The following is a 23,335-nucleotide window of genomic DNA, read 5'->3' as shown; positions in this document are numbered from 1 at the left end:
GCCATTACATGCCGTAAAATAGCCACATGAGCATAACCATCGAACTTACCCCAGAGCGGGAGGCGCGGCTTCTGGAGCTTTTCGGTAGTCTAGCGGCGGCTCGCGTGTGGTTGGAGACTATCGTGAGCGTGACAGCGGATCGTCCCCTTGGGAAACCTACTGAAAAATTGCCCCTCCAACTTGCCGGACGCTTGCTGGGCCAGCAGCGCGGGGCTGTGACGTATATCGCTCCTGACTTTGACGACCCACTACCAGACTCATTTTGGTTGGGCGACAAATGAAATTGCTTCTGGCTGTATTCCGTTGCAACGCTGTGGTAATTTACGAGCCGTTGCGTCTCGGGCAGCTTTAGCTGCCGGAAGCCAACGCCCCGGAGATGGGCCAAACGTCTCAGGTGCACGGCGTGGCACAGCGGTTCAATGCAAGGCATGAAAGCCTCACCTCTGGAAATCTACGGCCTGTCGGTGTGTTTTGTGGCAGCGATTGCTCTGGCAATCGCGCTGGGAACCGCGCTCTACACCGTTGTTCGCTTCCTCAGCCCGCTCTTTGCCCTGGGAAGCTGGGAGTTTCGCCAGCACCTCTCCAACGATGCCTACTGGGAGAAAGAATCCACCAAGAACGACTTGAAGCGTGTTCGGCCCAGCGAGACGGAGCTAACCCGAGAGCGAGAAGCATCGTTTGCCGCTGCGCTTCAATCGGAGCGCCACAACGCCGCCCAAGGGCTGGTCAAGCAGGCGATCTTTATTCTTGTGGACGTGATTCTGTTTCTGTCTCACTGGCTGATCGCACAGGGGGCGCATCGCTAGCCTTCTGTGGCGTAGAATAGCGTCATGTCTCTGAAAATCGCGACGGCAGCACTGCGCACATACGACCTGCTCAAAGAAAGCTCTCGTGCGACCCCGCGCCGCTCAGACGCGCGCGACCCGGTGGTGCTGGAGGCGATTCAAGGGCGACTGCGGGAGCTGGTCATCAGCTATCGGATCAACAGCCAGATCGGGCAGCATGGGCAGACGTTTATTTTTTTTAGCGAAGTGGAGCCCTTGGTGCGCGAGGGAGCCTTCGATGATCTCTTGTGGCTACTCTAGTGCCTCGATGATTTGTGGCTCACGCCTCGCAAGTAAGCGACCTGCGAGCGGAACGGAGACGGCCCAGGCAAGCGGGGCAAGCCAGAACTCAGTCGTGAGGTAGGCGGCGGCTACCCCAACAATAACATAGAGAATGGCTGTGGTGAAGTCTTGGCCCGTGTTGGAGTGCGTGGCTTTTCCCAGCACCGGGAAGCATAAGAAAAGGCTGACAAAGTTACCCAGTGCGAGCATCCCGAAGATCCACAGGCTGCCTGTGAGAAAGTAGCCCGCCTGGGCTTTTGCCGGGGGATGCGCGAGGAAGCCGTACTCGGTGAGGGCGAAGGCGACGCAGCCCCCGAGCAGCGGCAGAAGGGCGAGATTCTTGCCCAGAATCCAGTGCCAGCGCTTCCCTGGAAAGCTCCAGAGCAGCCGCCCCGCCGCCGACTCCGTGCCCCACTGGTTGCAGGCGCGCTCCAGGAGCCAGAAGAGTAGGTAGAACAGGGTGCCTGTGCCGAGAATCGAGTCCCAGAGCAGGCGCGGGGCGTTGGTTGGGTAGAGTGTGAGGACACCCACGACCACCATCACAATACTGGAGCGACTGAGTGTTCCCCGAAGCCGTGGCTCGCGCAAGAAGTACGAGAGCTCCTTGGCGGCAAGTGTCAGCGCGGGGCCACGTGCCAGGTACTTTAGGGGCGAGATACCCACTTTCTCCCCGTTGTTGCGCTCTGTTTCTGTACCCGCTCGTGCCGCCGCCAGCTTTCCTGCGAGTAGCAGCGCTCCGCCCCCCCAGGCCAGCAAGCCCAGACAGCCGACAATGCTCCGCTGCGCCGCCAGGCCGGGAGGGCTGAGCGCGAGAACCACAGGCGGCGGGCCAGAGGGAAGGCTCGGGACGGCGGCCTTTGCCGGGGCACGTACCAAGAGCAAAAACACTCCCGCCGCAAGGAGTGGAACCACCAGCGAGAGACTTTCTCGCACCCGGCGGTTGCGTGCCAGCGCCCCGCCCAGAAAGAGCAGGGCTTGCCCTAAGAGAAGTGCAGTAAGGATCAGTAACACGACGGGAATGAGTATGCTCAACCCAAAGTGCGCGGGCAGTGCGATCAGAATCGGGGAGAGAATAAGCAGCCCGACGGGTTCGAGAAACGCACCCATGGCCAGCGCCGCAGCCAGTGTTCGAGGCGTGATCGGGTAGTGCAGGAGCCGCGCTGGGTCGCCGGAGGCAGGCAGGAGCGACGTGAGCAGGAGCGGTGTGGCGGTGAGATCCACAAAAAGCCACAAAAAGATCACGCTCAGCGAGAAGTGTTGCAGACGGAGCGCAAGCTGTAGGATCACTGGAATGCTCAGTAAGAGTATCACTGCCGCGCCGAGCAGAGCGGGTTTGCTGTTGAGGTAGCCCCGCAGCGTGAGTTTCGCACTGAGAGCGACAAGCAGACGAAAACGGGCAAGATCAAGCATCAGGTTCTGTACGTCGTGAGCCACTGTCCACGTTCCCAGGCAAAAGCGCTTCGCACTCGGTTCTGGCGCGATTGTTGCACAAGTTCTCCCTGTACAGGAGATTTCAATGATGGAACAGATTCGTCCTAGCATGATGAAAAGTATGGGGGCTGGTGCCAAGCCGCTCTCTCTCAACGCCGACCCCTGCCAGGTGGGCTTGAAGTCGTTGGCAGTCGTGCGGGTGAGGATCAAGCCGGTGCAAAACCGCTCCCGGCTCGCTCCGGGGCGGTTCCGCAAGGACTCTCACGCTCAATTTCCTAGGGCCACTGCTCACACTATCACTGCGGAGGAAGCCTATCTCGACCGCCTCCTCGTGGCACGTCTGCTCCTGCCTACCAGCCTGCCGGGCATCTACGCACGTGGTGTCGCGTTTACCCAGCTCATGGAGGGGCTGGAGCACCACATCACGCGCCTTGGGCGCACCGAAGGCACTTTTGTACTGCGCTGCCCCCCTGTGCTGCCTCGTAGTACTGTGGAGAAGTGTGCGCAGCTTCTGGGCTGTCTGTGCTGTTTCACCGAGGGGATGGCGGAGCAAGAGGCCCTGATAGCAGTGGGGGACGCGGGCGAGCTGCCGCACCGGGAAATCTCGGATGTGGTGATGGCTCCGGCGGCCTGCTACTACGTTTATCCGTATCTCACGGGGACCCTTCCTGCGGCAGGCAAGACGACCGATGTTGAGAACTGGTGCTACCGCCATGAGCCGTCGCTCAATCCCCTGCGAATGCGCTCGTTTCGGATGCGGGAGTTTGTCCACGCGGGCACGCCCGAGCAGGCGCTAAACTTTCGCGATAACGGGATCGAGCGGGCACAGGAATTTCTCGCAAGCATCGGTCTGAACGCAACGCTCGCCCCACAGGATGCTCAGGCCTGCAAGTTCGAGCTGCGCATTCCCGTCGCCTCCAACGAGCGTCCGACAGCCGTGATATCGTCGAGCTACCACCAGGATCACTTTGGCCGTCTTTTTGAAATTCACACCCCGGACGGCGCGGCGGCGCACACGGCCTGCCTCGCCTTTGGCATGGAGCGCCTCGCGCTGGCACTGCTCGCGGAGCACGGCCTCCAGCTCAAAAATTGGCCCGCACGGCTTCAGGAGCTTCTGTCACTGTGCTAGAGTTTGGGCTTTAGGGAAATAGTGATTATTCTACGGCTTAGGGCTGAGCGGTGTCAGTGGCACCAGAAAGCGCCGTGTGCCGTCGTTAAAAACGATGCCCTCCCGCGTGATTTTCTCGACACGGAAGCTCTCGTAGGTATCGCCTTCTGTCACTGTCTGGCGCTTTGTCTGCGGGGGATTTCCGGTCTCTAGCAGCGCCAGCGGTTTCTCGCCCAGCAGCACGGCGGCGACACGGCGGGGGGCTCCAAAGATCACGGGAAGCTGCGCGCGGCCCTGCTGAATATCTTCCTGCGAGACAAAACGTGGCGCGGGGGGTGGGGCATTCCCGCGCTTGGTCACGTGCCAGATGTCGTTCTCTTTACGGTAGCTTAAGGCCATCGGAAGGGACGCCCAGATGGTCGGCAGCACAGAATGCGTGGTCTCGCCGGAGACGTAGCCCTCAGCAGTGCCTTCGAACTGGAAACGCGGCCCGCCCGCCTTGAGGAGAAGCTCCAGCACGGATGCCAGAGGAGCGTCGGAGAAGACGGCACGCTCCACCCCAGGAATCGCCAGAGGGGAGCCGTCGGGGCGTGGGACAAGCCCGGTGAGGGGAATCTCAAGTCGCTGTGCTCGCTCTGCCAGAACCAGCCCCTGCTCCGTGATCGCGCTGACCTGCGCCTCGCCAAAGTGATCGCCCCGGGCCACGACACGAATCTCGGAATCGGGCGGCGAGCCATGCTCGACAATTGCCAGCGGGCTGCCCTGGGAACGCAGCGCCACCCCGGCCACACGGCGCGGCTCTCCAAAAAACGTCGGGCAGGCCAGTTTGTTTTGCAGGAGCACACGGGAGCGCTCATCAGGCTGCGCCCCTTGGATAACCCAGACACCGTTCTCGATTTTGTAGGCAACGCCCGGAAAGAGCGCCGTGGGGAACGCATCGCCCGTGACGGAGCCCGTTGCAGTAACAAGCCCAAGCACACGGTTATCAATGACGTAGTTTTTAATTCCGACGGTTCGGAAGTAGAGCTCCAGCGCGGTTCGGAGGGGCGCATCGCGCAAAATTAGTCGGTTCATAGCCACTCAGAGTCTCTTTCTTATGCCGGACTTCATTCAGCCTAGGTGATTGGGTATATTTTCCGCATGATATTCTTTCCCCCCTTCTTTATGGCGGCTCTCGCCCTCATGCAGCCTGCGCAAGCTCCGACAACACGGGGCTACTTTCGGACGCCCAGCCTGCGTGGCGATACCGTGGTCTTTGCCGCCGAGGGCGATCTGTGGCGCGTCTCTGCGAGCGGCGGGCTGGCGACGCGACTGACGACGCACCCGAGCGAGGAGTCGGATCCTGCAATCTCTCCCGACGGCAAGTGGGTGGCGTTCTCGGCGGCCTACGAGGGCTCCGGCGAGGTCTATATCATGCCGCTCACCGGCGGCGAACCGACGCGGTTGACGTTTGGAGCGGGCGGGACGGTTGTCGGCTGGACGGGTGAGGGGAGAGTGCTCTACGCCACGGGAAAGCACGCCACACTGCCCAATACGCAGCTGGTTGCTCTTGACCCGAAGACGAAGCAGCGCACCCGAATTCCTCTTTCCCAGGCCAGCGACGGTGTCTACGATGCGGCTGGGAATCTCTTCTTCACTCGCCTGGATTTTCAAGGCAGCCAGACCAAGCGCTACCAGGGCGGCACGGCACAGAACCTCTGGAAACTTGCCCCCAATGCGCCCGAAGCGGTCTCCCTGACGGCGGACTTCAAGGGCACGAGCCGCAGCCCGATGGTCTGGAAAGAGAAAGTCTATTTTCTCTCGGATCGTGATGGGGTGATGAATGTCTGGAGCATGGACAGCAACGGCAAGAATCTTAAGCAAGTCACTCACGAGACGGGCTTTGATGTCCAGAACCCGCAAATGGACAATGGCAAGCTGATCTACCAGCACGGCGCGGATCTCTCGGTCGCGGATGCCGCCACGGGCACTTCGATTAAGCTTGCAATCTCGCTCAGCTCGGACTTCGACCAGCTACGCGAGCGCTGGATCACGAAGCCCATGGAGTGGGTGACGGCGGCACACCTCTCCCCGAGCGGCGATAAAGTGGTGCTGACGGCGCGCGGGCAGGTCTTTGTGGTGCCGACCGCACACACCGGTCGGCTTGTCGAGGCCACTCGCAAGCCGGGCGTGCGCTACCGTGAGGCACGCTTTTTACCCGATGGCAAGGGCCTTGTGGCGCTCTCGGATGAGTCCGGCGAAGTGGAGCTCTGGAAGCTTCCCCCAACTGGCGACGTGAACGCGCCGCGTGAGCAGCTCACCAAAGACGGCGAAGTCCTGCGCTGGGACACGACCCCCTCCCCCGACGGCAAGTGGATCGCCCACACCGATAAGTTCTACCGCCTGCACCTCTACGATGCCACGGCCAAGATCACCAAGATTATCGCCACCAGCGACGACGGCACTATCGGGAGCGTTGTCTTCTCCCCGGACAGCCGCTACATCGCCTTCACCTACCCGTGCGCCAACCAGTTCAACCCGCTCCGCCTCTACGATACCAAGACGGGACAAACGACTGAGCTGACCACGGACCGCTACGACTGCTCCGACCCGGCGTTCTCCCCCGACGGCAAGTTTCTCTACTTTCTCTCCGACCGCTCGTTTCACTCCAAAGTGGGCTCGCCGTGGGGACCGCGCCAGCCCGAGCCCTACTTTGAAAATCAAACCCAGGTCTTCGCGCTGAGCCTCCAGCCCGGCAACCGCTCGCCGTTTCTCCCCGACGATGAGCTGGAAGCTGAGAAGAAAGCGGAGCCAAAGAAGCCTGAGGAAAAGAAAGCCGATCCAGTGCTCCCCGAAATTCTGACCGAGGGAATTGCCAAGCGCCTGAGCCTGGTACCCGTTCCCGCCGGAAACTACAGCGGCCTCAAGACCGATGGCAAGAAGCTCTTTTTACTCTCAAATAATGACAGTGGCGCGAGTTTGGTGGCTCTCGCAATTCGCAGCGAGGACATTAAGCTGGAGCCCGTTGCCAGCAATGTGAGCAGCTACGAGCTGAGCGCCGATAGCAAGAAAGTGCTTATCCGACAAGGAAACGCGCTGCTGGTCTTCGAGGCAAGCGGTGGCCCCGATCCCGCCAAGAGCCGCGTCGTGCTTGTAGACCGCTGGAGCTTCTCGCTCGACCCGAAAGAAGAGTGGCGGCAGATGTTCGAGGAGGCTTGGCGGCTCCACCGGGACTACTTCTACGATCCCAAGATGCATAACGTGGACTGGAAAGCCCTGCGCGAAAAGTACCGCCCCTTGGCCGCACGCATCGCCTGCCGCGCCGACCTCTCCGATGTACTGGCGCAGCTCATGGGCGAGCTCTCGGTGCTCCATACGTTTGTGAGCAGCGGCGACCAGCGCGGCGGGACGGATCAGATCACGGTCGCCGGGTTGGGGGCGGAGTGGGAAAAAGAGGAGGCAAAGGGCGGCTGGCGCATTACGCGGCTCTGGCGCACCGACCCGGATCTCCCCGAGAAGCTCGGGCCTCTGCTCAAACCCGGTGTCGAGGCGAGCGAGGGCGATGTGATCGCGCAGCTCAACGGTGTCCCGACGCTCTCCGTGGACGATCCCGCGCAGCTTCTGCGGGCACAAGCGGGCAAGCAAGTACGTCTGAGGCTCTACCCGGGCGGCGATGCGACTAAAGCGCGGGATGTGATTGTCACGGCGATCTCTGGCGGACAGGAGTGGGATCTGCGCTACAGCAACTGGGAGCTCTCACGGCGACAGGCGGTGGAAAAAGCAGGGGCGGGCAAGCTGGGCTATGTCCACCTGCGGGCGATGGGCGACGGCGATATCGCGCAGTGGGAGCGGGAGTTCTACCCGGTCTTCAACCGCGACGGTCTGATTATTGATGTGCGCCACAATGGCGGCGGCAATATTGATAGCTGGATCTTAGAAAAACTCGTGCGCAAGGCCTGGATGTTCTGGAAAGCACCCGTGGGCGCTCCCACCTGGAACATGCAGTACGCCTTCCGTGGGAAGCTGGTCGTGCTCTGCGATGAAAACACCGCCTCCGATGGCGAGGCGTTCGCCGAGGGCTTCAAGCGCCTGGGCCTCGGCAAGGTGATCGGAACCCGCACCTGGGGCGGTGAGGTCTGGCTGACATCCTCCAACACGCTAGTGGACCGGGGAATCGCCAGCGCGGCAGAGTTTGGTGTCTTCGGCCCCGAGGGCAACTGGCTGATCGAGGGCCACGGTGTCGAGCCGGATATTGTCGTGGACAACCTCCCCCGTGCCACCTACGACGGTAAAGACGCCCAGCTCGACGCGGCGATTCAGCACTTGCTCAGGGAGCTAGAGAAGAACCCGATTCCCAAGATAACTGTGCCGCCGTATCCGAACAAGGCGTTTCCCAAGCGGCGGTAGGTATCTGCGGTACAATCCCTCATGGGCACCCGCAAAAAGCTACTTCTGGGCGCACTAGGTTTCGTCGCCGCAACCACCATGCTCGCCCTCTGGCAGGCCGCGCCGCTGCCGAAGATTGAGCGCATCGCCCGCCGTGTGCCCCGCCTAGACAACTGCGACGAGGAGCTTTACTGGCTTTCCAACCACGAGGTGATCGTGGGCTCCACACGCCACACGGCTCCGACTCACATCGTGCCACGCATCGTTGATCTCGCAACCAACCAAGAGCGCCCTTTGCCCGTCGTGCCTGAGCCAACTAAGATAGGCGGCCTGGTTTTCGACAGTCCCTACCGAAATGGCCCCATTCCCTCACCCGACGGAAAGTGGCTTCTCTATGAAGAGGGAATTACCAATCACGAAGGGGACCGTCGGACGGGGTGGCTTCTGGTTCGCAGCGATGGCAGCGAGAAACGTAGACTCTCCGCACCGACAACGGAGAAGGATCGCGAGGATCGAAAGACCTTCTGGTTCCCCGACAGCAGCGGCTGGTACGTGTTCTGGTGCAACTACCGAGGCGTTGCGGGCTCGGATGCGAGCTATAAAAACTGGCTGGACAGACATGACTTATCGGGAAAGAGAGTCTCATCGCAACGGATTAAAGTAAACCCCAAGGGAGTGCAGGCAGATGGCCGTCTGGTTCACAGGGGGTTTCTCGATGCCATTGTCCTCTGCCATCCCGATTCTTTTGATGCCTGTGAAGCCCTTCCGGACCAATACGAGTCTCCCTTAGCTTCCTCTGTCACTGACGAGGCTTTGAGCTACGATACAAAGAGCCGTTTTATGATTTTCACCGTAAAGAACAAGCCAATCCCATATCAGGATTTCTGGGTAGCGCTCTTTAACCACAACTTTTCGGAGAAGCACCGGGAGTTCTGGCTGGTTTCACGCGAGGGAAAACAAAGCCGTTGCCTCGCCACCGACGACGTTTCCAATATCCCCGACGGCGATCCAACCTGGCGGATTCTCTCCTGGTCACCGGATGGTAAGCGGGTCTTGCTCGTGCGGTGGGCCGGTGCGTTGGGATCTCGTCGGGTCTACTCGCTGGAACTTTGAGTGGGTTTATAAATCGGTTGATTAAATCAAACACCGGTCTGCGATACAATCATTCGTAATTCTTTTGAAACGAAGGTTTTTTGTATGCAGATCGGTGTGATCATGAACGGCGTCACAGGGCGCATGGGAACCAACCAGCACTTGCTGCGCTCCATTGTGGCGATTCGCGACCAGGGCGGCGTCAAAATCGGCGACGGCGAGAGTATTGTCCCCGACCCAATTCTGGTGGGGCGCAACGAGAAAAAACTCGCGGAGCTGGCGGCGCGTGCGGGAGGCGTGAAGTACACGACGGACCTTGAGGGCGTCTTAGCCGATCCAGCCTACCCGATCTACTTCGATGCCCAACTCACGCAGCTGCGCGGCCCGGCGGTGCTGAAGGCCATCGCGGCGGGTAAGCATATCTACTGCGAGAAGCCGTCGGGGACGACCACCAAGGAGGCGTACGAGCTCTACGAAGCGGCGAAGAAGGCGGGTGTCAAGCAAGGGGTCGTGCAGGATAAGCTGTTTCTGCCAGGGCTGGTGAAGCTCAAAAACTTAATAGATTCCGGCTTTTTTGGCGAGATTCTCTCGGTGCGCGGCGAGTTTGGCTACTGGGTCTTTACCGGCCACGATGCAATTCCGGTGCAGCGCCCGAGCTGGAACTACCGCAAAGAAGACGGTGGCGGGATTATTGTGGACATGCTCTGCCACTGGCGCTATGTTTTGGACAATCTCTTTGGCGAGGTCAAAGCTGTCTCGTGTCTGGGGGCGACCCACGTGAAAGAGCGCATTGACGAGAGCGGGAAGCCGTATGCCTGCACCGCCGACGACTCGGCCTACGCCACTTTCGAGCTGGAAAACGGCGTAGTGGCACAGTTTAACTCTAGCTGGACCGTGCGCGTGCGCCGTGATGATCTGCTCACGCTGCAAGTGGATGGCACGCAGGGCAGCGCTGTGGCGGGGCTACGTGGCTGCACGATCCAGCCGTACGGTGCGACACCAAGACCGGTCTGGAACCCGGATATTGACTCGCCGATTGACTTCGCCGAGAACTGGATGACGGTTCCGACCAACCAGATTCTGGACAATGGTTTTAAAATCCAGTGGGAGATGTTCTTAAAGCATGTCGTGCTGGATACCCCCTGGGTCTACGATCTACGCGAGGGCGCCAAAGGTGTCCAGCTTGCCGAGGCGGGCCTGAAGTCCTGGGAAGAGCGCCGCTGGGTGGCTCTGGATCCGCTGGCTCCGTGACCTTAGCCGCCTTTCTCGCCCCGCCCGATACTATACACCGCCTCTTCGATGCCCCGCGTGTGAAGAGGTTGGCACGGCTAGCACAGCTTCGGCCCGAGATCATCGCGCCCGCCCAGCTGGAGGCGATTTTGCCGGAGCTGAGTGCGCTGGAGGTGATCTTCTCCACCTGGGGAATGCCGTGTCTCACCGAGAGCCAGCTCGATGCGCTGCCAAGCCTGCGTGCGGTTTTCTACGCCGCAGGCTCGGTGCAGAGCTTTGCCCGACCTCTGCTAGAGCGGGGAATCACGGTGGTGAGCGCGTGGCAGGCCAATGCCGTGCCGGTGTCGGAGTTCACACTGGCGCAGATTCTTTTGGCGACTAAGGGCTACTTCCGCAATACCTGGGAGTTCCACGATGTAAAAACGCGTACGGCTTTTCGTGGCCCCGGCAGCTACGGCGAGGAGGTGGCGCTCCTGGGCGTGGGGGCCATCGGGCGACGGGTGATCGCGCTACTGAAGCCCTTTGCGCTGAAAGTGCTTGTCTTTGATCCGTTTTTAAGCGAGGAAGACGCGGTGGCTCTCGGGGTGGAGAAAGTCAGCCTCGACGCGGCGTTCTCTCGCGGCTTCGTGGTATCAAATCACCTGGCCAATAACCCGCAGACCGTGGCCATGCTGACGGGGGCACACTTTGCAAAACTTCGGCCCGGTGCCGTTTTTATCAATACGGGGCGTGGCCAGACAGTAATCGAGAGCGAGCTGGTCGCTGTGCTTAAAATTCGGCCTGATCTCACGGCACTGCTCGATGTCACGTGGCCTGAGCCCTGCCCGTCAGATTCGGGGCTCTGGGAGCTGCCCAGTGTGCGGCTCAGCAGTCATATCGCGGGCTCCGTCAACGACGAGACCCGCCGCATGGCCGACTGGTGCCTCGATGAGTTTGAGTGCTGGCAAGCAGGGGAAACCCTTCGCTATGCCGTCACTTTGGAGATGTTGGAGACAATGGCATGAGACTCTGGTATGACAAGCCCGCACAGGACTGGCTGGAGGCACTCCCTCTGGGCAATGGAACCCTCGCGGCGATGGTCTATGGGGGAGTCGAAAACGAGCGGCTCGCACTCAACCACGGCAACCTCTGGGCCGGTGGTCCCCACGACTACGCGAACGCCGACGCGCACAAAGCGCTCCCGGAGATCCGTCGGCTGATTTTTGCCGGGGAGTACGAGGATGCCCAGGCGCTGGTGCAGGAGCGTTTCCTGAGTCAGCCACTGCGCCAGATGCCCTACCAAGCGCTGGGAAGCCTGTTGCTGAGCGTCCAGCCGCCTGCCTCAGGCGCAGAGATCCAGGACTACGAGCGGGAGCTTGACCTAGACGAAGCCGTTGCTCGGGTGCGCTACACCCAGGGCGGCGTGGAGTTCACCCGCGAGGTCTTCGCCAGCCAGCCCGATGGTCTGATTATTATGAGGCTCTCGTCCATCGCACTCATGAGCCTGAGCCTAGGGATGCACTGTCCTCACCTCGCCCACGAGAGCCGCGCCTCGGGCAAGACACTGCTTCTCTCGGGCATGAGCGATACGGTTCTGTTTGAGGCGCGGGCACAAGTGCGTCTGGAGGGAAATGGGACAATAACCGCCGAGGGAGGGCGGCTGAATGTCCGGGCGCGCTGTGTCACGATTTTCCTGTCCCTGGCCACCAGCTACGCAAGCTGGCAGGATACCTCCGACGACTCCGCGACTCGAAACGTGAAGGCACTCTCCAAGGCCATGAAGAAGTCCTGGGATCGTCTTAAGGTGACCCATGTCGCGGACTATCAGAAGCTCTATTCCCGAGTGGCACTGGATCTTGGCCCGGAGCTGGAGCTGCCCACCGACGAGCGCGTGCGCAACTTCGCCACCGGCACGGATCCCGCGCTGGCGGCGCTGCACTTTGCTTACGGACGCTATTTACTGATCGCGTGCTCCCGTCCGGGCGGCTCGGCGGCCACGCTCCAGGGGCTCTGGAATGACTCGCTCACCCCGCCGTGGGACAGCAAGTACACCGTCAATATTAATACGGAGATGAACTACTGGCCCGCCGCGCCCGCGAATCTTATGGAGTGCTACGAGCCGCTTTTTCGGCTGATCGGGGATCTGGCAGAGTCGGGGAGGCGCACCGCGAAGGCACACTACGGAGCGAGCGGCTGGGTTTGTCACCACAACACCGATGGCTGGCGGGGAACCGCTCCCGTGGACGGTGCCTTCTGGGGAATGTGGCCTTGCGGCGGCGCGTGGCTGTGTAAGAGCTTCTGGGATCACTACGAGTTCACCGGCGATAAGCGTGCGCTCGCCCTGTACTACCCGATCCTGCGCGGGGCGGCGGATTTCTTTCTAGACACTCTGGTGACCGATCCTAAGAGTGGTTGGCTGGTTACCTGCCCGAGCAACTCCCCCGAAAACGCCCACCACCCGGGCGTGAGCCTCTGCGCCGGCCCCTCGATGGACAGCCAGGTTATTGGGGATCTCTTTGATAATCTGGCGAGCGCGGCAGAGATTCTCAAGCGCGACACCGAGTTTGTTGCCCGCGTTCGCACGGCGCGTGCCCAGCTCCCGCCTCTGCAGATCGGAAGCGCGGGCCAGCTCCAGGAGTGGCTGGAGGACTGGGACTTAGACGCCCCGGAGCGCGATCACCGGCATGTCTCGCACCTCTATGCGCTCTATCCGAGCGCACAGATCACGCGGGAGACACCAGAGCTGCTCGCCGCTGCCCGCAAGTCTTTAGAGCTGCGCGGCGATCTAGCGACGGGCTGGAGCCTGGCGTGGAAGCTCAACCTCTGGGCGCGGCTTGGCGACGGCCAGCGGGCGCACGCACTTCTGGTGAATCTTCTCACCCCCGAGCGCACGGCCCCGAATCTCTTTGATCTGCATCCTCCCTTCCAGATTGACGGCAACTTTGGCGCCGTGAGCGGCATCTGTGAGCTGCTGCTCCAGAGCCACGGCGGTGAGATTCATCTCCTGCCCGCTCTGCCGCCGCAGTGGAAAGAGGGAAGTGTTTCTGGCCTGCGTGCCCGAGGAGGATACCTGGTCAGCCTCCAGTGGCGAGACAGCCAGCTCACTCACGCCACACTGACATCCCTAAACGGCGGCGAGTGCTACGTGCGCATCGGTGAGAGGGTGACCTTCCTCAAGACACGCAAAGGCGGCGTCTACACGTTTCCCGACGAATCTACATTTGGTATACTGAGCCGTGCCGAAGACTGACTCCCCCGCGCCGAAAAAAGCGCTCACCGACCGTGCGGTCGCGAATCTCTTTCTGCTACCCACAATTTTATTGCTGGTAGCCATGAATATCTTCCCGCTGTTCTGGTCACTGGGCCTGAGTTTTACCAAGTTCAAGGCCAATGCCAACAAGCCCGCGGAGTGGATTGGTAATGCCAACTACACCGAGATGATGAGCCGGGAGCAGGTCTGGCAGTCGTTTACAACCACGGCGGCTTTTGTGTTGCTTGCCGTGGGCTTGCAGCTTGCCGTGGGCTTCGGGCTGGCGATCTTGCTGAACCGCAGCTTCAAGCTCAAGGGAATCATCACCACGCTTTTCTTACTGCCCATGATGCTGAGCTCCGTGGTGGTAGGGCTTTTCTGGCGCTTCTTGCTGGATACCAACTTTGGCGTGATCAACTGGCTGCTGGGCTCCGTGGGGCTGATGGATCCGAAGAAGCCGATCAACTGGACCGATAAAGACCATGCGCTCTGGTCCGTGGTGATCGCGGATACGTGGCAGTGGGCTCCGTTTGTGATGCTCATCGCGCTGGCGGGGCTAGCGAGCGTCCCTAAAACACTCTACGAAGCGGCGAGTGTGGATCGGGCAAGCGAGTGGTTCCGCTTTCGGTTCATCACCATGCCCTTCATCACGCCGCTGCTGCTGATCGCGCTGCTCTTTCGCACGCTCGATAGCTTCAAGATGTTCGATCTGGCCTGGATCATGACCGAGCGTGGCGCGACCGTGGAGACTGTCTCGATTCAGGTCTTCCGTGAGGCACTCCGCAACTGGAACACGGGCAAGGCCTGCGCCTTGGCCTATATTGTGTTGCTGGTGATTATCGGGCTGACCAATCTCTACTTAATGATGATGGCCCGCGTCCGTGGCGAGGCCAAGCTCGATGCCGCCCCGCTCTTCGCCCCCGAGACTCCGTGGCTCGTCGGGCTCCAGAAGGCCGCCCCGCCGACACTGGGACTGCTTCTGCTCTGGGGAGCGTACAAGGCCGGGGGCGGGATGTTCGTCGGCGGGTTGCTCTTGCTGGTGGCCCTGATCGCCGGGACATTCTACGTGCCCCGGAAGATTCGGTCGGTTCTGGCCTTTATCGGGATCGGTGTCGCGCTCTTTGCCTATCTCTTCCCGCTGGGCTGGATGATTGTGACCTCGCTGAAGCAGTACACCGATGTCAATGCCATGCCGCCCAAGTTCACCTTTTCCCCGACGGGCGAGAACTACTCCGCTATTTTCACTACCGACGACGGCAAGAAGTTCATGGGCCAGATGGGCAACAGCCTTTTAGTGAGCGTTGTCTCCACCGTGATTGCGGTCTTTATGGGAACGCTCGCGGCCTACACGTTTTCGCGCTTCAAGATCAAGGCCAAGGGCGATGCGCTCTTTTTTATTCTCTCGACCCGTATGCTCCCGCCCGTTGTGGTGCTCGTGCCGGTGTACCTGATGTACCAGCTCATCGAGCAAAAAACGGGCATCAAAATGCTCAACACGCTTTTTGGCTTGGGGCTGCTCTACACCACGGTCGGGGTGGCGTTTGCGACCTGGCTGATGAAGGGCTTCACAACGATGTCCCGCCGGAGTACGAAGAGGCCGCGCTCCTGGACCGCTACTCGCGCCTGCGTGCCATGCAGAAAACCGTCCTGCCCCTAGTGCTTCCCGGCATGGCCACCACTGCCGTTTTTGTGTTCCTCAACGCCTGGAACGAGTACGCTTTTGGTTACTTCCTCTCCGGCCTGGAGCCTCTCACCGCGCCGCCGTCCATCACTGCCGTGATCGGTGGCGGCTCGATCCCCTGGAACGCCGTCGCCGCCAAGGCCATGGTCTTTCTGCTCCCCGCCGCCGTCTTCACGTTCCTCATGCGCAACCATCTCCTGCGTGGAATGACCTTCGGCGCTATCAAGGGAAGATAGCAATCAAGGGCGATTGTGGGTAACATAGTCGGGAACTTTCGCGGCGTTGCCGTCGCGTAGAAACACGAAATACGTCGGGGAGAATCTATGTCCACTACCAGAGTTGGAATTATCGGCTGCGGCGGAATCGCCAATGGCAAGCACATGCCCAGCCTCAAGACCGTGCCAGGTGTCGAGATGGTCGCGTTCTGCGACATTGTTGGGGGAAAGGCGGAGAAAGCCGCCAAGGAGTACGGCGCAGCGGGCGCTAAAGTCTACACGGACTACAAAGAGCTGCTCAGTGTGGGCGGACTGGATGCCGTGCACATCTGCACCCCCAATAGCTCGCACCATGAGATCGCGATTGCGGCGCTGGAGTCCGGCCTGAACGTGATGTGCGAGAAGCCTATGGCCAAGACTGCCGACGGTGCGCGCGCCATGGTCGCGGCGGCTAAGAAGAGCGGCAAGCTGCTCACCATCGGCTACCAGTCCCGCTACCGCGCCGATAGCCAGGCTCTCAAGCAGCGCATTGACGCGGGCGAGCTGGGCGAGATCTACATGGCCAAGGCCCACGCGGTTCGTCGCCGCGCCGTCCCCACCTGGGGCGTGTTTTTAGACGAAGAGAAGCAGGGTGGCGGGCCGCTGATTGATATCGGCACCCACGCACTGGACCTGACGCTCTGGCTGATGGGCAACTACGAAGTGGCGTCTGTCACTGGATCGGTCTTCCGCAAGCTGGCTGACCGACCGAACTCCGCCAATGCCTGGGGCCCGTGGGACCCTAAAGAGTACACCGTCGAGGATAGCGCCTTTGGTTTTATCAAGATGAAGAACGGCTCCACCATCTATTTGGAGTCGAGCTGGGCACTCAATGTCCGCGAGGCGGGCGAGGCCAAGTGCACGCTCTTTGGCACCGAGGCGGGCGCGGACATGAACGGCGGTCTGTGGATCAACGGCGAGCACCACTCGCGCCTCTACGACACCAAAGTCCAGACCGAAGCGGGCGGCGTCGCGTTTTATGATGGCGCGTCCAATAAGGCCGAGGATGTCGAGGCCCGCGTCTGGATCGAAGCCGTGCGCGGCAATGGCAAGCTGATTGTCACTCCCGAGCAAGCCTGCGTCGTCTCCGAGGTTCTGGAAGCCATCTACGCCTCCAGCAAGTCCGGCCAGACGGTGACGTTCTAGGGCACTCCCCCGGCGCTTCGCGCCACCCCCTCTCGCCGTTTTCCCCGCTTCGCGGGCGCGAGAGGGGGTTTTGTATGATTGTATGGCTTCGTCTCTTCGCACCAGGCTCCGAATCGCCGCCACCGTGCTGGGTGCACGTGGCTTCTGGGACGCGCTCGCCGGGCGTTTCTTGTGGCAGCCACCCCCCGGGGCCCCGCCGGGCGGGGGAATTCTGGAGGCCCCCCCGCTGGGCGGGGGCGGGGGGGGCTGGCTTCGCGGCGCGCTCCATGTCCACACCTGCACCTACTCCGATGGCGCGGGCACGATTGAAGAGGTGATGGGCGCGGCCAAAGCGGCGGGCGTAGACTTCGTGCTCCTTACGGATCACAACACGATGCGCCCCAAGGCCGATGGTTTAGAGGAGCGCTACGCCGGGCAGACCCCGTTTCTGATTGTTGGCGATGAGATCACGGTCAAAGGCGGGGCGTTTCTGCTGGCACTGGACCTGCCGGGGGATTTCCAGTTTGCTCCCAACCAGCCGCCGCAAGTGGCTATAGACGCAATTCTGGCCGTGGGGGGCCTGCCGCTGGTCTCGCTGCCCGATGACATGAAGCACCCCTGGGATGCCTGGGACGCGACGGGCTGCGCGGGGCTGGAGGCGCTCAATCTCTCGACCGTGGCGCGTGAGCACATCAACCCGCTCTCGCTCACCTGGCTCCTGCTACTCTGGAGGCTCAAAGGTGAGCTCACTGTGCTCCAAGCCCTCTGCACCCGCCCGGACGCGTCGCTGGCGAGCTGGGATCGCTTGCTCGCGCAGGGCAAGAAACAAATTGGTCTGGGCGCACTCGATGCTCATGCGCTCCTGAAGATCGGCAAGAAAAAGCACCCGATTCCGAGCTATGAAAACTCATTCCGCGCTGTCACCACGCATGTTCTTGCCGAGACACGCACCCCCAAAGCCATTCACACAGCCATTCGCGCCGGGCACTGCTTCTTTGCCTACGACTGCCTTGGGGAGATCGCGCTAGATTTTCATGCAACTCCCCCGCCCGGCGGGGGCCAGGGGGCCATTCTCATGGGCGATGGTGCGCCCGTTGGTGCAATGCTTACGGCGACGGGGCCGGAGACGGCGCTCTTGCGGCTCTACCGGGCCGGAGGGGGTATTGTGGCGGCGGGCAAAGGGAGCCTGAGCTACCGCACTGATAGACCCGGCGCCTATCGGATTGAAGCCTATCGGGTCGGGATACAGCGCGGGCCGCTCTTTCTCGGAGCGCGCCCCTGGGCCTTCACCAACCCGATCTACGTGAAATAGTCCCTACTATTCCCCCGCTCGGCGGGGGTTAGGGGGTTGGCTCCCGTAATTCCAGAACCCGCTGGTAGAGGGCGTTCTTGGCAAGCCCTGTGGTAGTGGCGACACTTCGGGCGGCATCTTTCGGCGAACTTCCTTCGGCAAGCGCCTGGAGCAACAAGGCATCGGGGTTAGGAGCCACGTCGGGCTGTGGCGGGGCACTACCGATCACAATCACGCACTCACCCCGGGGCGCAGTCTCTTGAAAGTGCGCGATAATCTCGGCGAGCGAGCCGCGCACGTGCTCCTCGAATTTCTTGGTCAGCTCACGGCCCACGCTCGCCGGACGATCCTCGCCGCACGCTGCCGCCAGCGCCTTCAGGGTCTCAATCAGACGCGGCGGCGCTTCGAAAAGAATGGTCGTGCGCTCCTCGCGGGCAAGCTGTTTGACACGCTCCCGAAAGTCCGGCTTGGTGCGGGGCAGAAACCCCTCAAAGACAAAACGGCCGGTGGGCAACCCGGAGGCAATCAGGGCACAGAGCAGAGCGCTCGCCCCCGGAATCGGCTCGACACGCACCCCGGCAGACACCACGTCCGCCACTAAATCCGCGCCAGGGTCCGAGACGCACGGTGTTCCTGCATCCGAGACCAGCGCCACCGCCGCGCCTGCCAGAAGTCGGCCTAGGAGGGCATCCTGCCGCCCCGCCGATGAGTGTGCATGGAAGGAGATCAGCGGTGTGTGGATGTCAAAGTGCGCCAGGAGCTTACGGGTTACCCGCGTGTCCTCGGCAGCAATCACATCCACTTCCCGCAAGAGGCGCAGCGCCCGCGCCGTGATGTCCTCCAGGTTGCCAATGGGTGTGGCGATTAGGTAGAGCACCCCGGCGCGAGGCGGCATTTATCTCTTGCCCGGTGCGTTTGTGCTCTTGCCCGGCGCATTTTGACTCGGCGGCGCATTTTGACTCGGCGGCGCATTTTTGGCCGCGAGCGCCTGCTCCTGAGCCTGGAGCTGTTGCTGACGAAGGGTGTAGGCCTGGTTCTTCTCCAGTGTCCGCCGCTCGCCCACCGTATCGCCCGCCTGCTTGTAGAGCTGCCCTAGCTGTCCCCAGATACCGGGCTCAGGCAAGGCGAGCTTCTCCGCCTCGGCGAGCTGCTTGATGGCACCCGCCTTATCGCCCTTGGCAATCAGAAGCGTGGTGATGCGAATACGTGTCTCAACCTTGTCCCCATTGGACTGAATCGCGTCTTCGAGAGCCACGATAGCCTTCTCTGGCTGCTTGAGCTTCTCCAGAATCGCGGCCTTGCGCAAGGGAACAATTCCTGCACGGTCGTCCTCTTTTTTGATTTTATCTAGCTCCGCTATTGCCTGGTTGAGCAGTTTCTCATCCGGCTTCGCGGGATATTTAGAGGCATCCTGGAAGAGCTGCATTGAGCGCATGCCCGGATCTAGCACCTCGACCTTGATCCCCGGAGCCGCCGCATCCACGAGCTTGGTGATCTCGCCACGTGCCAGCTCCTCTCGCTTCTCCGGGGTGGCCTTGCTGATCGCATCCAGATGGATAATGTGAAAACCACTATAGCTTTTCGGGTCGGCGTGACGTACCAGCGCGGGCGTCGTCTCACCGGGCTTGAGAGTCGCAATGGCCGCCTTGAACTCAGGAACCAGGCCCGTCAGCTCTTCTTTTTTCCACTCGTAGAGGCCGCCTTTGTCCTTGGAGCCCGGATCGTCGCTATTGGCCTTGGCAAGCTCGGCAAACTTGGTAGGATTCGCCTTGACATCGGCGAGGAGCTTCTCAGCCTTGGCTTTGGCGGCAGCTTCCGTGGTCTTTTTGCTATCCCAGTTGATGAGAATATGCCGCACTTTATAGGTCTCAAGTGCGACAAGCTTTTCTGCCTGTTGCTTGGTGAGCTTGTCGTTGAAGAGCTTGATCCTGAGGGAATCAGGAAGAATAAGCTGCTCTTTAAGGCTTGCGACACTAATATTGGCTCCTTGCTTTGCAAGGGTGTCGTTGATCTCTTTATCCGTCGCCTTCTCGCTCAGCGTGAGCTGCTGGGCGATCTTGCTGCGCACCTGTGTCTCCCAGACCTCATCGGTGCCTGTTTTCATTTCCGCATCGCTAATGGTGATGCCCGCTTTTTGGGCGGCGACAACCAGTGCTTCCTGGGACTTGATGTCGTCGAGTGCCCGGAGCCGGTAGCCATCCAGTGCCTCCGCAGGGGGAGGAGGCATTCCGAACATCTTGAACTGCTGGAGCTGTGGCTCCATGATCCGGTCCAGCATGCGCTGGGTGACAGCCTGACTGCCCACCTGCGCAACAGTGGCTTCGGCCTTCGCCTCGCTACGCGTACGTGCATTGCCGGAGTTGCGCCCCAGCCCACTGTAAACCGACGTGCCAAGCATACTGACACCAATAAACGCCACAATAGGCAAGGAAAACTTTTGGATATGCTGCTTCATTCCCATCAACGACATAGCTGAATCATCCCTTCCAAACAGGCACGCGACGAGGTTTCTGAGTCGCCGTCGGGGGCTTTATAGTGTGTCTCCAGCGCGATGGCACCGGAGTAGTTGCTGGCTCTGAGTGCCGCGATCTGACCTTTATAGTCAATATCTCCCTCGCCTACCACCGTCCAAGCTAGCTTATCTTCGCTAAGCCTTCGCGCATCTTTTATATGAATGTGCTCGGTATAAGGGCGGGCGGCTTCCCAGCCCGTGGGGAAAGGTAGCTCACCCGCATGGAGCGCGTTGCCCGGATCCCAGAGCATCTTCAAGGCCGGAGAGTTCACCCGCGCAATCATCCGTGCGGTCTCCACGCCGCTTCCCAGATAGCAGGCATGCTCGTTCTCCAGGAGCAGAGTCACCCCTGCCGCCTCCGCGATCTGGCACGGGCGCACTAGCTCCTGCGCGATCCGATCCTCGATCTCGTCGGTGAGCGGGCCACGTCGCCAGAAGGCAAAGATACGAATATAAGGAGCATTGAAGCGCTTACACAGAGCAATACTCCGCTCCAGAAGTGGGATCTGGTCTTCGAGCGTGCGTTCCTGGGCATTGTGGGTCGCCCCGGTTGCGGCGGCCAGCCCAGTCAGATCACACTTGTAGAGAGGAGTATCAATGCACGGGACAGTAAACCCACCGGCCGCGAGATCCTGCTCGACACGGCGCAGCAGATCCTCATCGGCATCAACAATATACTTACCATAGACATTGCGCAGCTCCGCCTCTTTGAGGCCATATTCTGACATCACAGCCAGAGCATGGGACAGATCCTGCGCGATCTCATCGGTGATTACGGAGAGACGCATACTGGGGAGTGTACTGTCTCGCGGGGTCGCTGTCAAGAAATCCAAAGCACACTACTTGACAAGAGAAGACTCCCATGTTAAAATACCCTCCGCGTCTGCTTCAGGGCGAGTAGCTCAGCGGTAGAGCGCCTGTCTTACAAACAGGTGGTCGGGGGTTCAAATCCCTCCTCGCCCATTGTGTTGTGGATGGGGGTTTGCTGGTTTGTGGAGGTGTAGCTCAGTTGGTTAGAGCGCTGCCCTGTCAAGGCAGAGGTCGCGGGTTCGAGCCCCGTCATCTCCGTGTGTTTTCTCCAAAACACTTGTGGCCCGTTCGTCTAGGGGTCCAGGATGCCTGATTCTCAGTCAGGAGATCGCGGGTTCGAATCCCGCACGGGCTATGAGCCTCCGTATCCTGCGGAGGCTTTTGTTTTTTGCGCTCCTATTCTGGGGTATCAAGGTAGAAGTAGGCCGTTGCAGACCAGTCATCTTGACGCCAGAAGTTGCACCAGCCGTCGGGCTGGGTAGCGAGCTCTAGGGGCTGGGGCAGATCCATGAGCGGGAGGAAGCCGCCGGGCTGGCCCGTGTCAATGCTGACAGGGGTGAGGGCGACGTTTTTTTCTTGCAGGGCGATCACTTTTTCTTTTGCCGTGCCTCCGATGGTCTGGATGGCCACGCGGCAGCTTCCGTCAAAGTAGATCGGATCGTCCAGATGGTAGCGGTAAAACGCCCACTGGCGCTGGGCGCTATCGGCGATGGGGCAGCCCTGGGTACGCTGGGCGTAGGCTCCCTGTCCCCAGCCCGTGCCAATGTAGTCCTCCGTGCCGGTGCCACAAAGTGTCGGGTGGGTATCGTCACCCATCCAGACTTTCATCTCGCCCTCGCCCCACCAAGCGCCCTCGTAGCGCTCGTCGGCGATGACCCCGAGGTTGCAGCCCAGAAAGCGCCCGCTGCCCGAGATCTGGGCAAGGATGAGAAAGTCTTCTCCGAGTACATTGGGCGACTCCCGGCGAAACTGTGCGTGGAAGTAGAGCGTCTCCGGCGTGTGGGTTACCCCGAGCAGGAGGTCAATATCGTAGAACAGGTGCGGCAGGCGCGCCTCCGACGTGTTGGTGAGTGTCACCCGCGCCGCCGTGCGGAAGGGCATCGGTACAAAAGCATTAAAGCTACGACCCTCAGGGTCGGAGAAGAGAGCGCACTCAAACGGTGTCTTGCGGCCCAGTGCAATGCCGAAGAAATCCCCCAGCGGCACGGAGACGGCAGGAGTGCTGGCACCGTCCCAGAACATCTCCAAGCGCAGCGCCCGTAGCATCTCCGGGCTCCGGTCGCTGACGGTCATCCAGATGCGGGTGAGTGTTCCGCTGCCTGAAATATCCAGCAGTGTTTTCGTCTCGCCCGGCTCCAGCGAGTCGAACGCATGGCCTTTCGCACCACGATTCTCCTGGCCACCCTCGCCTCGTCCCGCCGTCAAATTCTCAAAGCTCGCCCAGCGCGTCTCGACCCCGCGTGGTTTCTCATAAAGATTCATGCGCGTATCTTACCTGACGTGGGACGGGGGCAATAAATGGGGTTCCTGTGTGTTGAGCGATACAATACGATCATGGACGACAAAGGGCGAGCCAAGGGAATGGTGTATGATGAGTTTATTCAGCTCATCGCGCAGGGAGGGGGGCCAGAAACCGTTGTTTCGTTCCGGCCCTCAGAAGCGACGCAGCACCGTGCCTATGAGCTTGTAGATCGCAAGCGAGAAGGTAGTCTTACTCCTGAGGAAGAGAGTGAGTTGAGCTACTTTGTCCAGCTAGAGCATCTGGTACGAATGGCAAAAATTCGTGCACGAATGATCCAGACCGGGGCCTCTCCTATTCCCGCAAAAGCGGCGTGAAGTCGTGAGCCGGACGTACATTTCTCAAGCATACCGTCGGCAAGTGTGGCAGCGAGCGCAAGGGTGTTGCGAGTACTGTCTTATTCACGAGGACGATACCAATATCTCTCATGAGATAGACCATATCATCGCCGAAAAACATGGCGGTTTCACGGCTCTCGATAACTTAACTCCAGTCATGGGTTGAGCGGGGGCAAAATTCCCGCCTTGCAAAATGTGTAGTGAAGCATTTTCATACGGATTGTACTCCATAACCCTGTGAAGG

21 protein-coding genes and 3 tRNA genes are annotated in these 23,335 nt (G+C 60.7%); 18 read left to right on the top strand and 6 right to left on the bottom strand.

The genetic code is table 11. The features are described 5' to 3' along the window. Positions 1–26: 26 nt before the first annotated feature. The 3 genes from ACH2ED_RS03605 (at position 27) to ACH2ED_RS03595 (ending at position 1,085) form a co-directional block, all read left to right on the top strand. Entirely contained in the window at positions 27–281 is a 255-nt protein-coding gene (locus ACH2ED_RS03605; protein WP_395088844.1) for a hypothetical protein, read from the top strand. Positions 282–428: 147 nt separating this feature from the next. Then, positions 429–806 (top strand): hypothetical protein, encoded by a 378-nt coding sequence (locus ACH2ED_RS03600; protein WP_395088843.1) that lies wholly within the window; start codon positions 429–431, stop codon positions 804–806. Positions 807–830: 24 nt separating this feature from the next. Continuing rightward, a complete protein-coding gene (locus tag ACH2ED_RS03595) occupies positions 831–1,085 on the top strand; it encodes a hypothetical protein (RefSeq protein ID WP_395088842.1) in 255 nt (84 codons plus the stop codon). On the opposite strand, the gene ACH2ED_RS03590 is transcribed toward ACH2ED_RS03595, so the two are convergent. Next, positions 1,077–2,540, bottom strand: coding sequence for a hypothetical protein (locus tag ACH2ED_RS03590; RefSeq protein WP_395088841.1), 1,464 nt, complete (start codon positions 2,538–2,540; stop codon positions 1,077–1,079). The genes ACH2ED_RS03595 and ACH2ED_RS03590 overlap by 9 nt on opposite strands. Positions 2,541–2,622: 82 nt before the next feature. Between ACH2ED_RS03590 and ACH2ED_RS03585 the strand changes: the two genes are divergently transcribed. Next, positions 2,623–3,666: a hypothetical protein gene (locus tag ACH2ED_RS03585; protein ID WP_395088840.1), complete on the top strand. Its 1,044-nt coding sequence runs from the start codon at positions 2,623–2,625 to the stop codon at positions 3,664–3,666. Between the two features lie 30 nt (positions 3,667–3,696). Here ACH2ED_RS03585 and ACH2ED_RS03580 read toward each other — a convergent pair whose 3' ends face one another. Further along, complete coding sequence (locus tag ACH2ED_RS03580; protein ID WP_395088839.1) at positions 3,697–4,719, bottom strand: hypothetical protein; 1,023 nt, start codon at positions 4,717–4,719, stop codon at positions 3,697–3,699. Between the two features lie 66 nt (positions 4,720–4,785). On the opposite strand from ACH2ED_RS03580, the gene ACH2ED_RS03575 reads away from it, so the two are divergent. The 9 genes from ACH2ED_RS03575 (at position 4,786) to ACH2ED_RS03535 (ending at position 17,933) form a co-directional block, all read left to right on the top strand. Then, positions 4,786–8,031 carry a S41 family peptidase gene (locus ACH2ED_RS03575; RefSeq protein ID WP_395088838.1) on the top strand — a complete coding sequence of 1,082 codons (3,246 nt, stop codon included), beginning with the start codon at positions 4,786–4,788 and terminating at the stop codon, positions 8,029–8,031. A 21-nt stretch (positions 8,032–8,052) separates the two neighbouring features. Next, positions 8,053–9,123 carry a hypothetical protein gene (locus ACH2ED_RS03570; RefSeq protein WP_395088837.1) on the top strand — a complete coding sequence of 357 codons (1,071 nt, stop codon included), beginning with the start codon at positions 8,053–8,055 and terminating at the stop codon, positions 9,121–9,123. Between the two features lie 84 nt (positions 9,124–9,207). Continuing rightward, positions 9,208–10,353 (top strand): Gfo/Idh/MocA family protein, encoded by a 1,146-nt coding sequence (locus ACH2ED_RS03565; RefSeq protein ID WP_395088836.1) that lies wholly within the window; start codon positions 9,208–9,210, stop codon positions 10,351–10,353. Further along, entirely contained in the window at positions 10,350–11,336 is a 987-nt protein-coding gene (locus ACH2ED_RS03560; protein ID WP_395088835.1) for a hydroxyacid dehydrogenase, read from the top strand. Before ACH2ED_RS03565 ends, ACH2ED_RS03560 begins: the two co-directional genes overlap by 4 nt. Further along, a complete protein-coding gene (locus ACH2ED_RS03555; protein ID WP_395088834.1) occupies positions 11,333–13,561 on the top strand; it encodes a glycosyl hydrolase family 95 catalytic domain-containing protein in 2,229 nt (742 codons plus the stop codon). The genes ACH2ED_RS03560 and ACH2ED_RS03555 overlap by 4 nt, the downstream gene beginning before the upstream one ends. After that, on the top strand, positions 13,548–15,218 hold the full coding sequence (locus ACH2ED_RS03550) for an ABC transporter permease subunit (RefSeq protein ID WP_395088833.1): 1,671 nt from the start codon (positions 13,548–13,550) through the stop codon (positions 15,216–15,218). Before ACH2ED_RS03555 ends, ACH2ED_RS03550 begins: the two co-directional genes overlap by 14 nt. After that, positions 15,194–15,478, top strand: a complete 285-nt coding sequence (locus tag ACH2ED_RS03545; RefSeq protein WP_395088832.1) for a hypothetical protein — start codon at positions 15,194–15,196, stop codon at positions 15,476–15,478. Before ACH2ED_RS03550 ends, ACH2ED_RS03545 begins: the two co-directional genes overlap by 25 nt. Positions 15,479–15,565: 87 nt before the next feature. Continuing rightward, positions 15,566–16,642, top strand: coding sequence for a Gfo/Idh/MocA family protein (locus ACH2ED_RS03540; RefSeq protein ID WP_395088831.1), 1,077 nt, complete (start codon positions 15,566–15,568; stop codon positions 16,640–16,642). 82 nt (positions 16,643–16,724) lie between these two features. Beyond that, entirely contained in the window at positions 16,725–17,933 is a 1,209-nt protein-coding gene (locus ACH2ED_RS03535; RefSeq protein ID WP_395088830.1) for a CehA/McbA family metallohydrolase, read from the top strand. Between the two features lie 28 nt (positions 17,934–17,961). Here ACH2ED_RS03535 and rsmI read toward each other — a convergent pair whose 3' ends face one another. The 3 genes from rsmI to ACH2ED_RS03520 are packed head-to-tail and all read right to left on the bottom strand — an operon-like array spanning position 17,962 to position 21,212. After that, a complete protein-coding gene (rsmI, locus tag ACH2ED_RS03530; RefSeq protein ID WP_395088829.1) occupies positions 17,962–18,807 on the bottom strand; it encodes a 16S rRNA (cytidine(1402)-2'-O)-methyltransferase in 846 nt (281 codons plus the stop codon). Continuing rightward, positions 18,808–20,382, bottom strand: coding sequence for a peptidylprolyl isomerase (locus ACH2ED_RS03525; RefSeq protein WP_395088828.1), 1,575 nt, complete (start codon positions 20,380–20,382; stop codon positions 18,808–18,810). Then, on the bottom strand, positions 20,373–21,212 hold the full coding sequence (locus tag ACH2ED_RS03520) for a sugar phosphate isomerase/epimerase family protein (protein ID WP_395088827.1): 840 nt from the start codon (positions 21,210–21,212) through the stop codon (positions 20,373–20,375). Before ACH2ED_RS03520 ends, ACH2ED_RS03525 begins: the two co-directional genes overlap by 10 nt. A 103-nt stretch (positions 21,213–21,315) precedes the next feature. On the opposite strand from ACH2ED_RS03520, the gene ACH2ED_RS03515 reads away from it, so the two are divergent. From ACH2ED_RS03515 to ACH2ED_RS03505, 3 genes are all read left to right on the top strand, one after another. Further along, positions 21,316–21,387: transfer RNA gene (locus tag ACH2ED_RS03515), tRNA-Val, on the top strand. 31 nt (positions 21,388–21,418) lie between these two features. Further along, a tRNA-Asp gene (locus ACH2ED_RS03510) sits at positions 21,419–21,492 on the top strand. Positions 21,493–21,515: 23 nt separating this feature from the next. Further along, a tRNA-Glu gene (locus ACH2ED_RS03505) sits at positions 21,516–21,589 on the top strand. Between the two features lie 41 nt (positions 21,590–21,630). Here the strand turns inward: ACH2ED_RS03505 and ACH2ED_RS03500 are convergent. Beyond that, entirely contained in the window at positions 21,631–22,716 is a 1,086-nt protein-coding gene (locus ACH2ED_RS03500) for a glycoside hydrolase family 172 protein (RefSeq protein WP_395088826.1), read from the bottom strand. A gap of 72 nt (positions 22,717–22,788) precedes the next feature. Between ACH2ED_RS03500 and ACH2ED_RS03495 the strand changes: the two genes are divergently transcribed. Beyond that, positions 22,789–23,070: a hypothetical protein gene (locus ACH2ED_RS03495; RefSeq protein WP_395088825.1), complete on the top strand. Its 282-nt coding sequence runs from the start codon at positions 22,789–22,791 to the stop codon at positions 23,068–23,070. Between the two features lie 4 nt (positions 23,071–23,074). Next, positions 23,075–23,257 carry an HNH endonuclease gene (locus ACH2ED_RS03490; RefSeq protein WP_395088824.1) on the top strand — a complete coding sequence of 61 codons (183 nt, stop codon included), beginning with the start codon at positions 23,075–23,077 and terminating at the stop codon, positions 23,255–23,257. The last annotated feature ends 78 nt before the right edge of the window (positions 23,258–23,335 follow it).

The sequence above is a fragment of the Armatimonas sp. genome, assembly GCF_043757465.1.
Lineage (GTDB): Bacteria > Armatimonadota > Armatimonadia > Armatimonadales > Armatimonadaceae > Armatimonas.
Note: the sequence above shows the minus strand (reverse complement) of the source record. Positions and strands in the feature narration are given on the sequence as shown.

Excerpts from the sequence above, each read along its gene's own strand:
- ACH2ED_RS03605 (WP_395088844.1), top strand. The coding sequence starts at position 27 with ATGAGCATAACCATCGAACTTACCCCAGAGCGGGAGGCGCGGCTTCTG.
- ACH2ED_RS03600 (WP_395088843.1), top strand. The coding sequence starts at position 429 with ATGAAAGCCTCACCTCTGGAAATCTACGGCCTGTCGGTGTGTTTTGTG.
- ACH2ED_RS03595 (WP_395088842.1), top strand. The coding sequence starts at position 831 with ATGTCTCTGAAAATCGCGACGGCAGCACTGCGCACATACGACCTGCTC.
- ACH2ED_RS03585 (WP_395088840.1), top strand. The coding sequence starts at position 2,623 with ATGATGGAACAGATTCGTCCTAGCATGATGAAAAGTATGGGGGCTGGT.
- ACH2ED_RS03580 (WP_395088839.1), bottom strand. The coding sequence starts at position 4,719 with ATGAACCGACTAATTTTGCGCGATGCGCCCCTCCGAACCGCGCTGGAG.
- ACH2ED_RS03575 (WP_395088838.1), top strand. The coding sequence starts at position 4,786 with ATGATATTCTTTCCCCCCTTCTTTATGGCGGCTCTCGCCCTCATGCAG.
- ACH2ED_RS03570 (WP_395088837.1), top strand. The coding sequence starts at position 8,053 with ATGGGCACCCGCAAAAAGCTACTTCTGGGCGCACTAGGTTTCGTCGCC.
- ACH2ED_RS03565 (WP_395088836.1), top strand. The coding sequence starts at position 9,208 with ATGCAGATCGGTGTGATCATGAACGGCGTCACAGGGCGCATGGGAACC.
- ACH2ED_RS03555 (WP_395088834.1), top strand. The coding sequence starts at position 11,333 with ATGAGACTCTGGTATGACAAGCCCGCACAGGACTGGCTGGAGGCACTC.
- ACH2ED_RS03545 (WP_395088832.1), top strand. The coding sequence starts at position 15,194 with ATGCAGAAAACCGTCCTGCCCCTAGTGCTTCCCGGCATGGCCACCACT.
- ACH2ED_RS03540 (WP_395088831.1), top strand. The coding sequence starts at position 15,566 with ATGTCCACTACCAGAGTTGGAATTATCGGCTGCGGCGGAATCGCCAAT.
- ACH2ED_RS03535 (WP_395088830.1), top strand. The coding sequence starts at position 16,725 with ATGGCTTCGTCTCTTCGCACCAGGCTCCGAATCGCCGCCACCGTGCTG.
- rsmI (WP_395088829.1), bottom strand. The coding sequence starts at position 18,807 with ATGCCGCCTCGCGCCGGGGTGCTCTACCTAATCGCCACACCCATTGGC.
- ACH2ED_RS03525 (WP_395088828.1), bottom strand. The coding sequence starts at position 20,382 with ATGTCGTTGATGGGAATGAAGCAGCATATCCAAAAGTTTTCCTTGCCT.
- ACH2ED_RS03520 (WP_395088827.1), bottom strand. The coding sequence starts at position 21,212 with ATGCGTCTCTCCGTAATCACCGATGAGATCGCGCAGGATCTGTCCCAT.
- ACH2ED_RS03500 (WP_395088826.1), bottom strand. The coding sequence starts at position 22,716 with ATGAATCTTTATGAGAAACCACGCGGGGTCGAGACGCGCTGGGCGAGC.
- ACH2ED_RS03495 (WP_395088825.1), top strand. The coding sequence starts at position 22,789 with ATGGACGACAAAGGGCGAGCCAAGGGAATGGTGTATGATGAGTTTATT.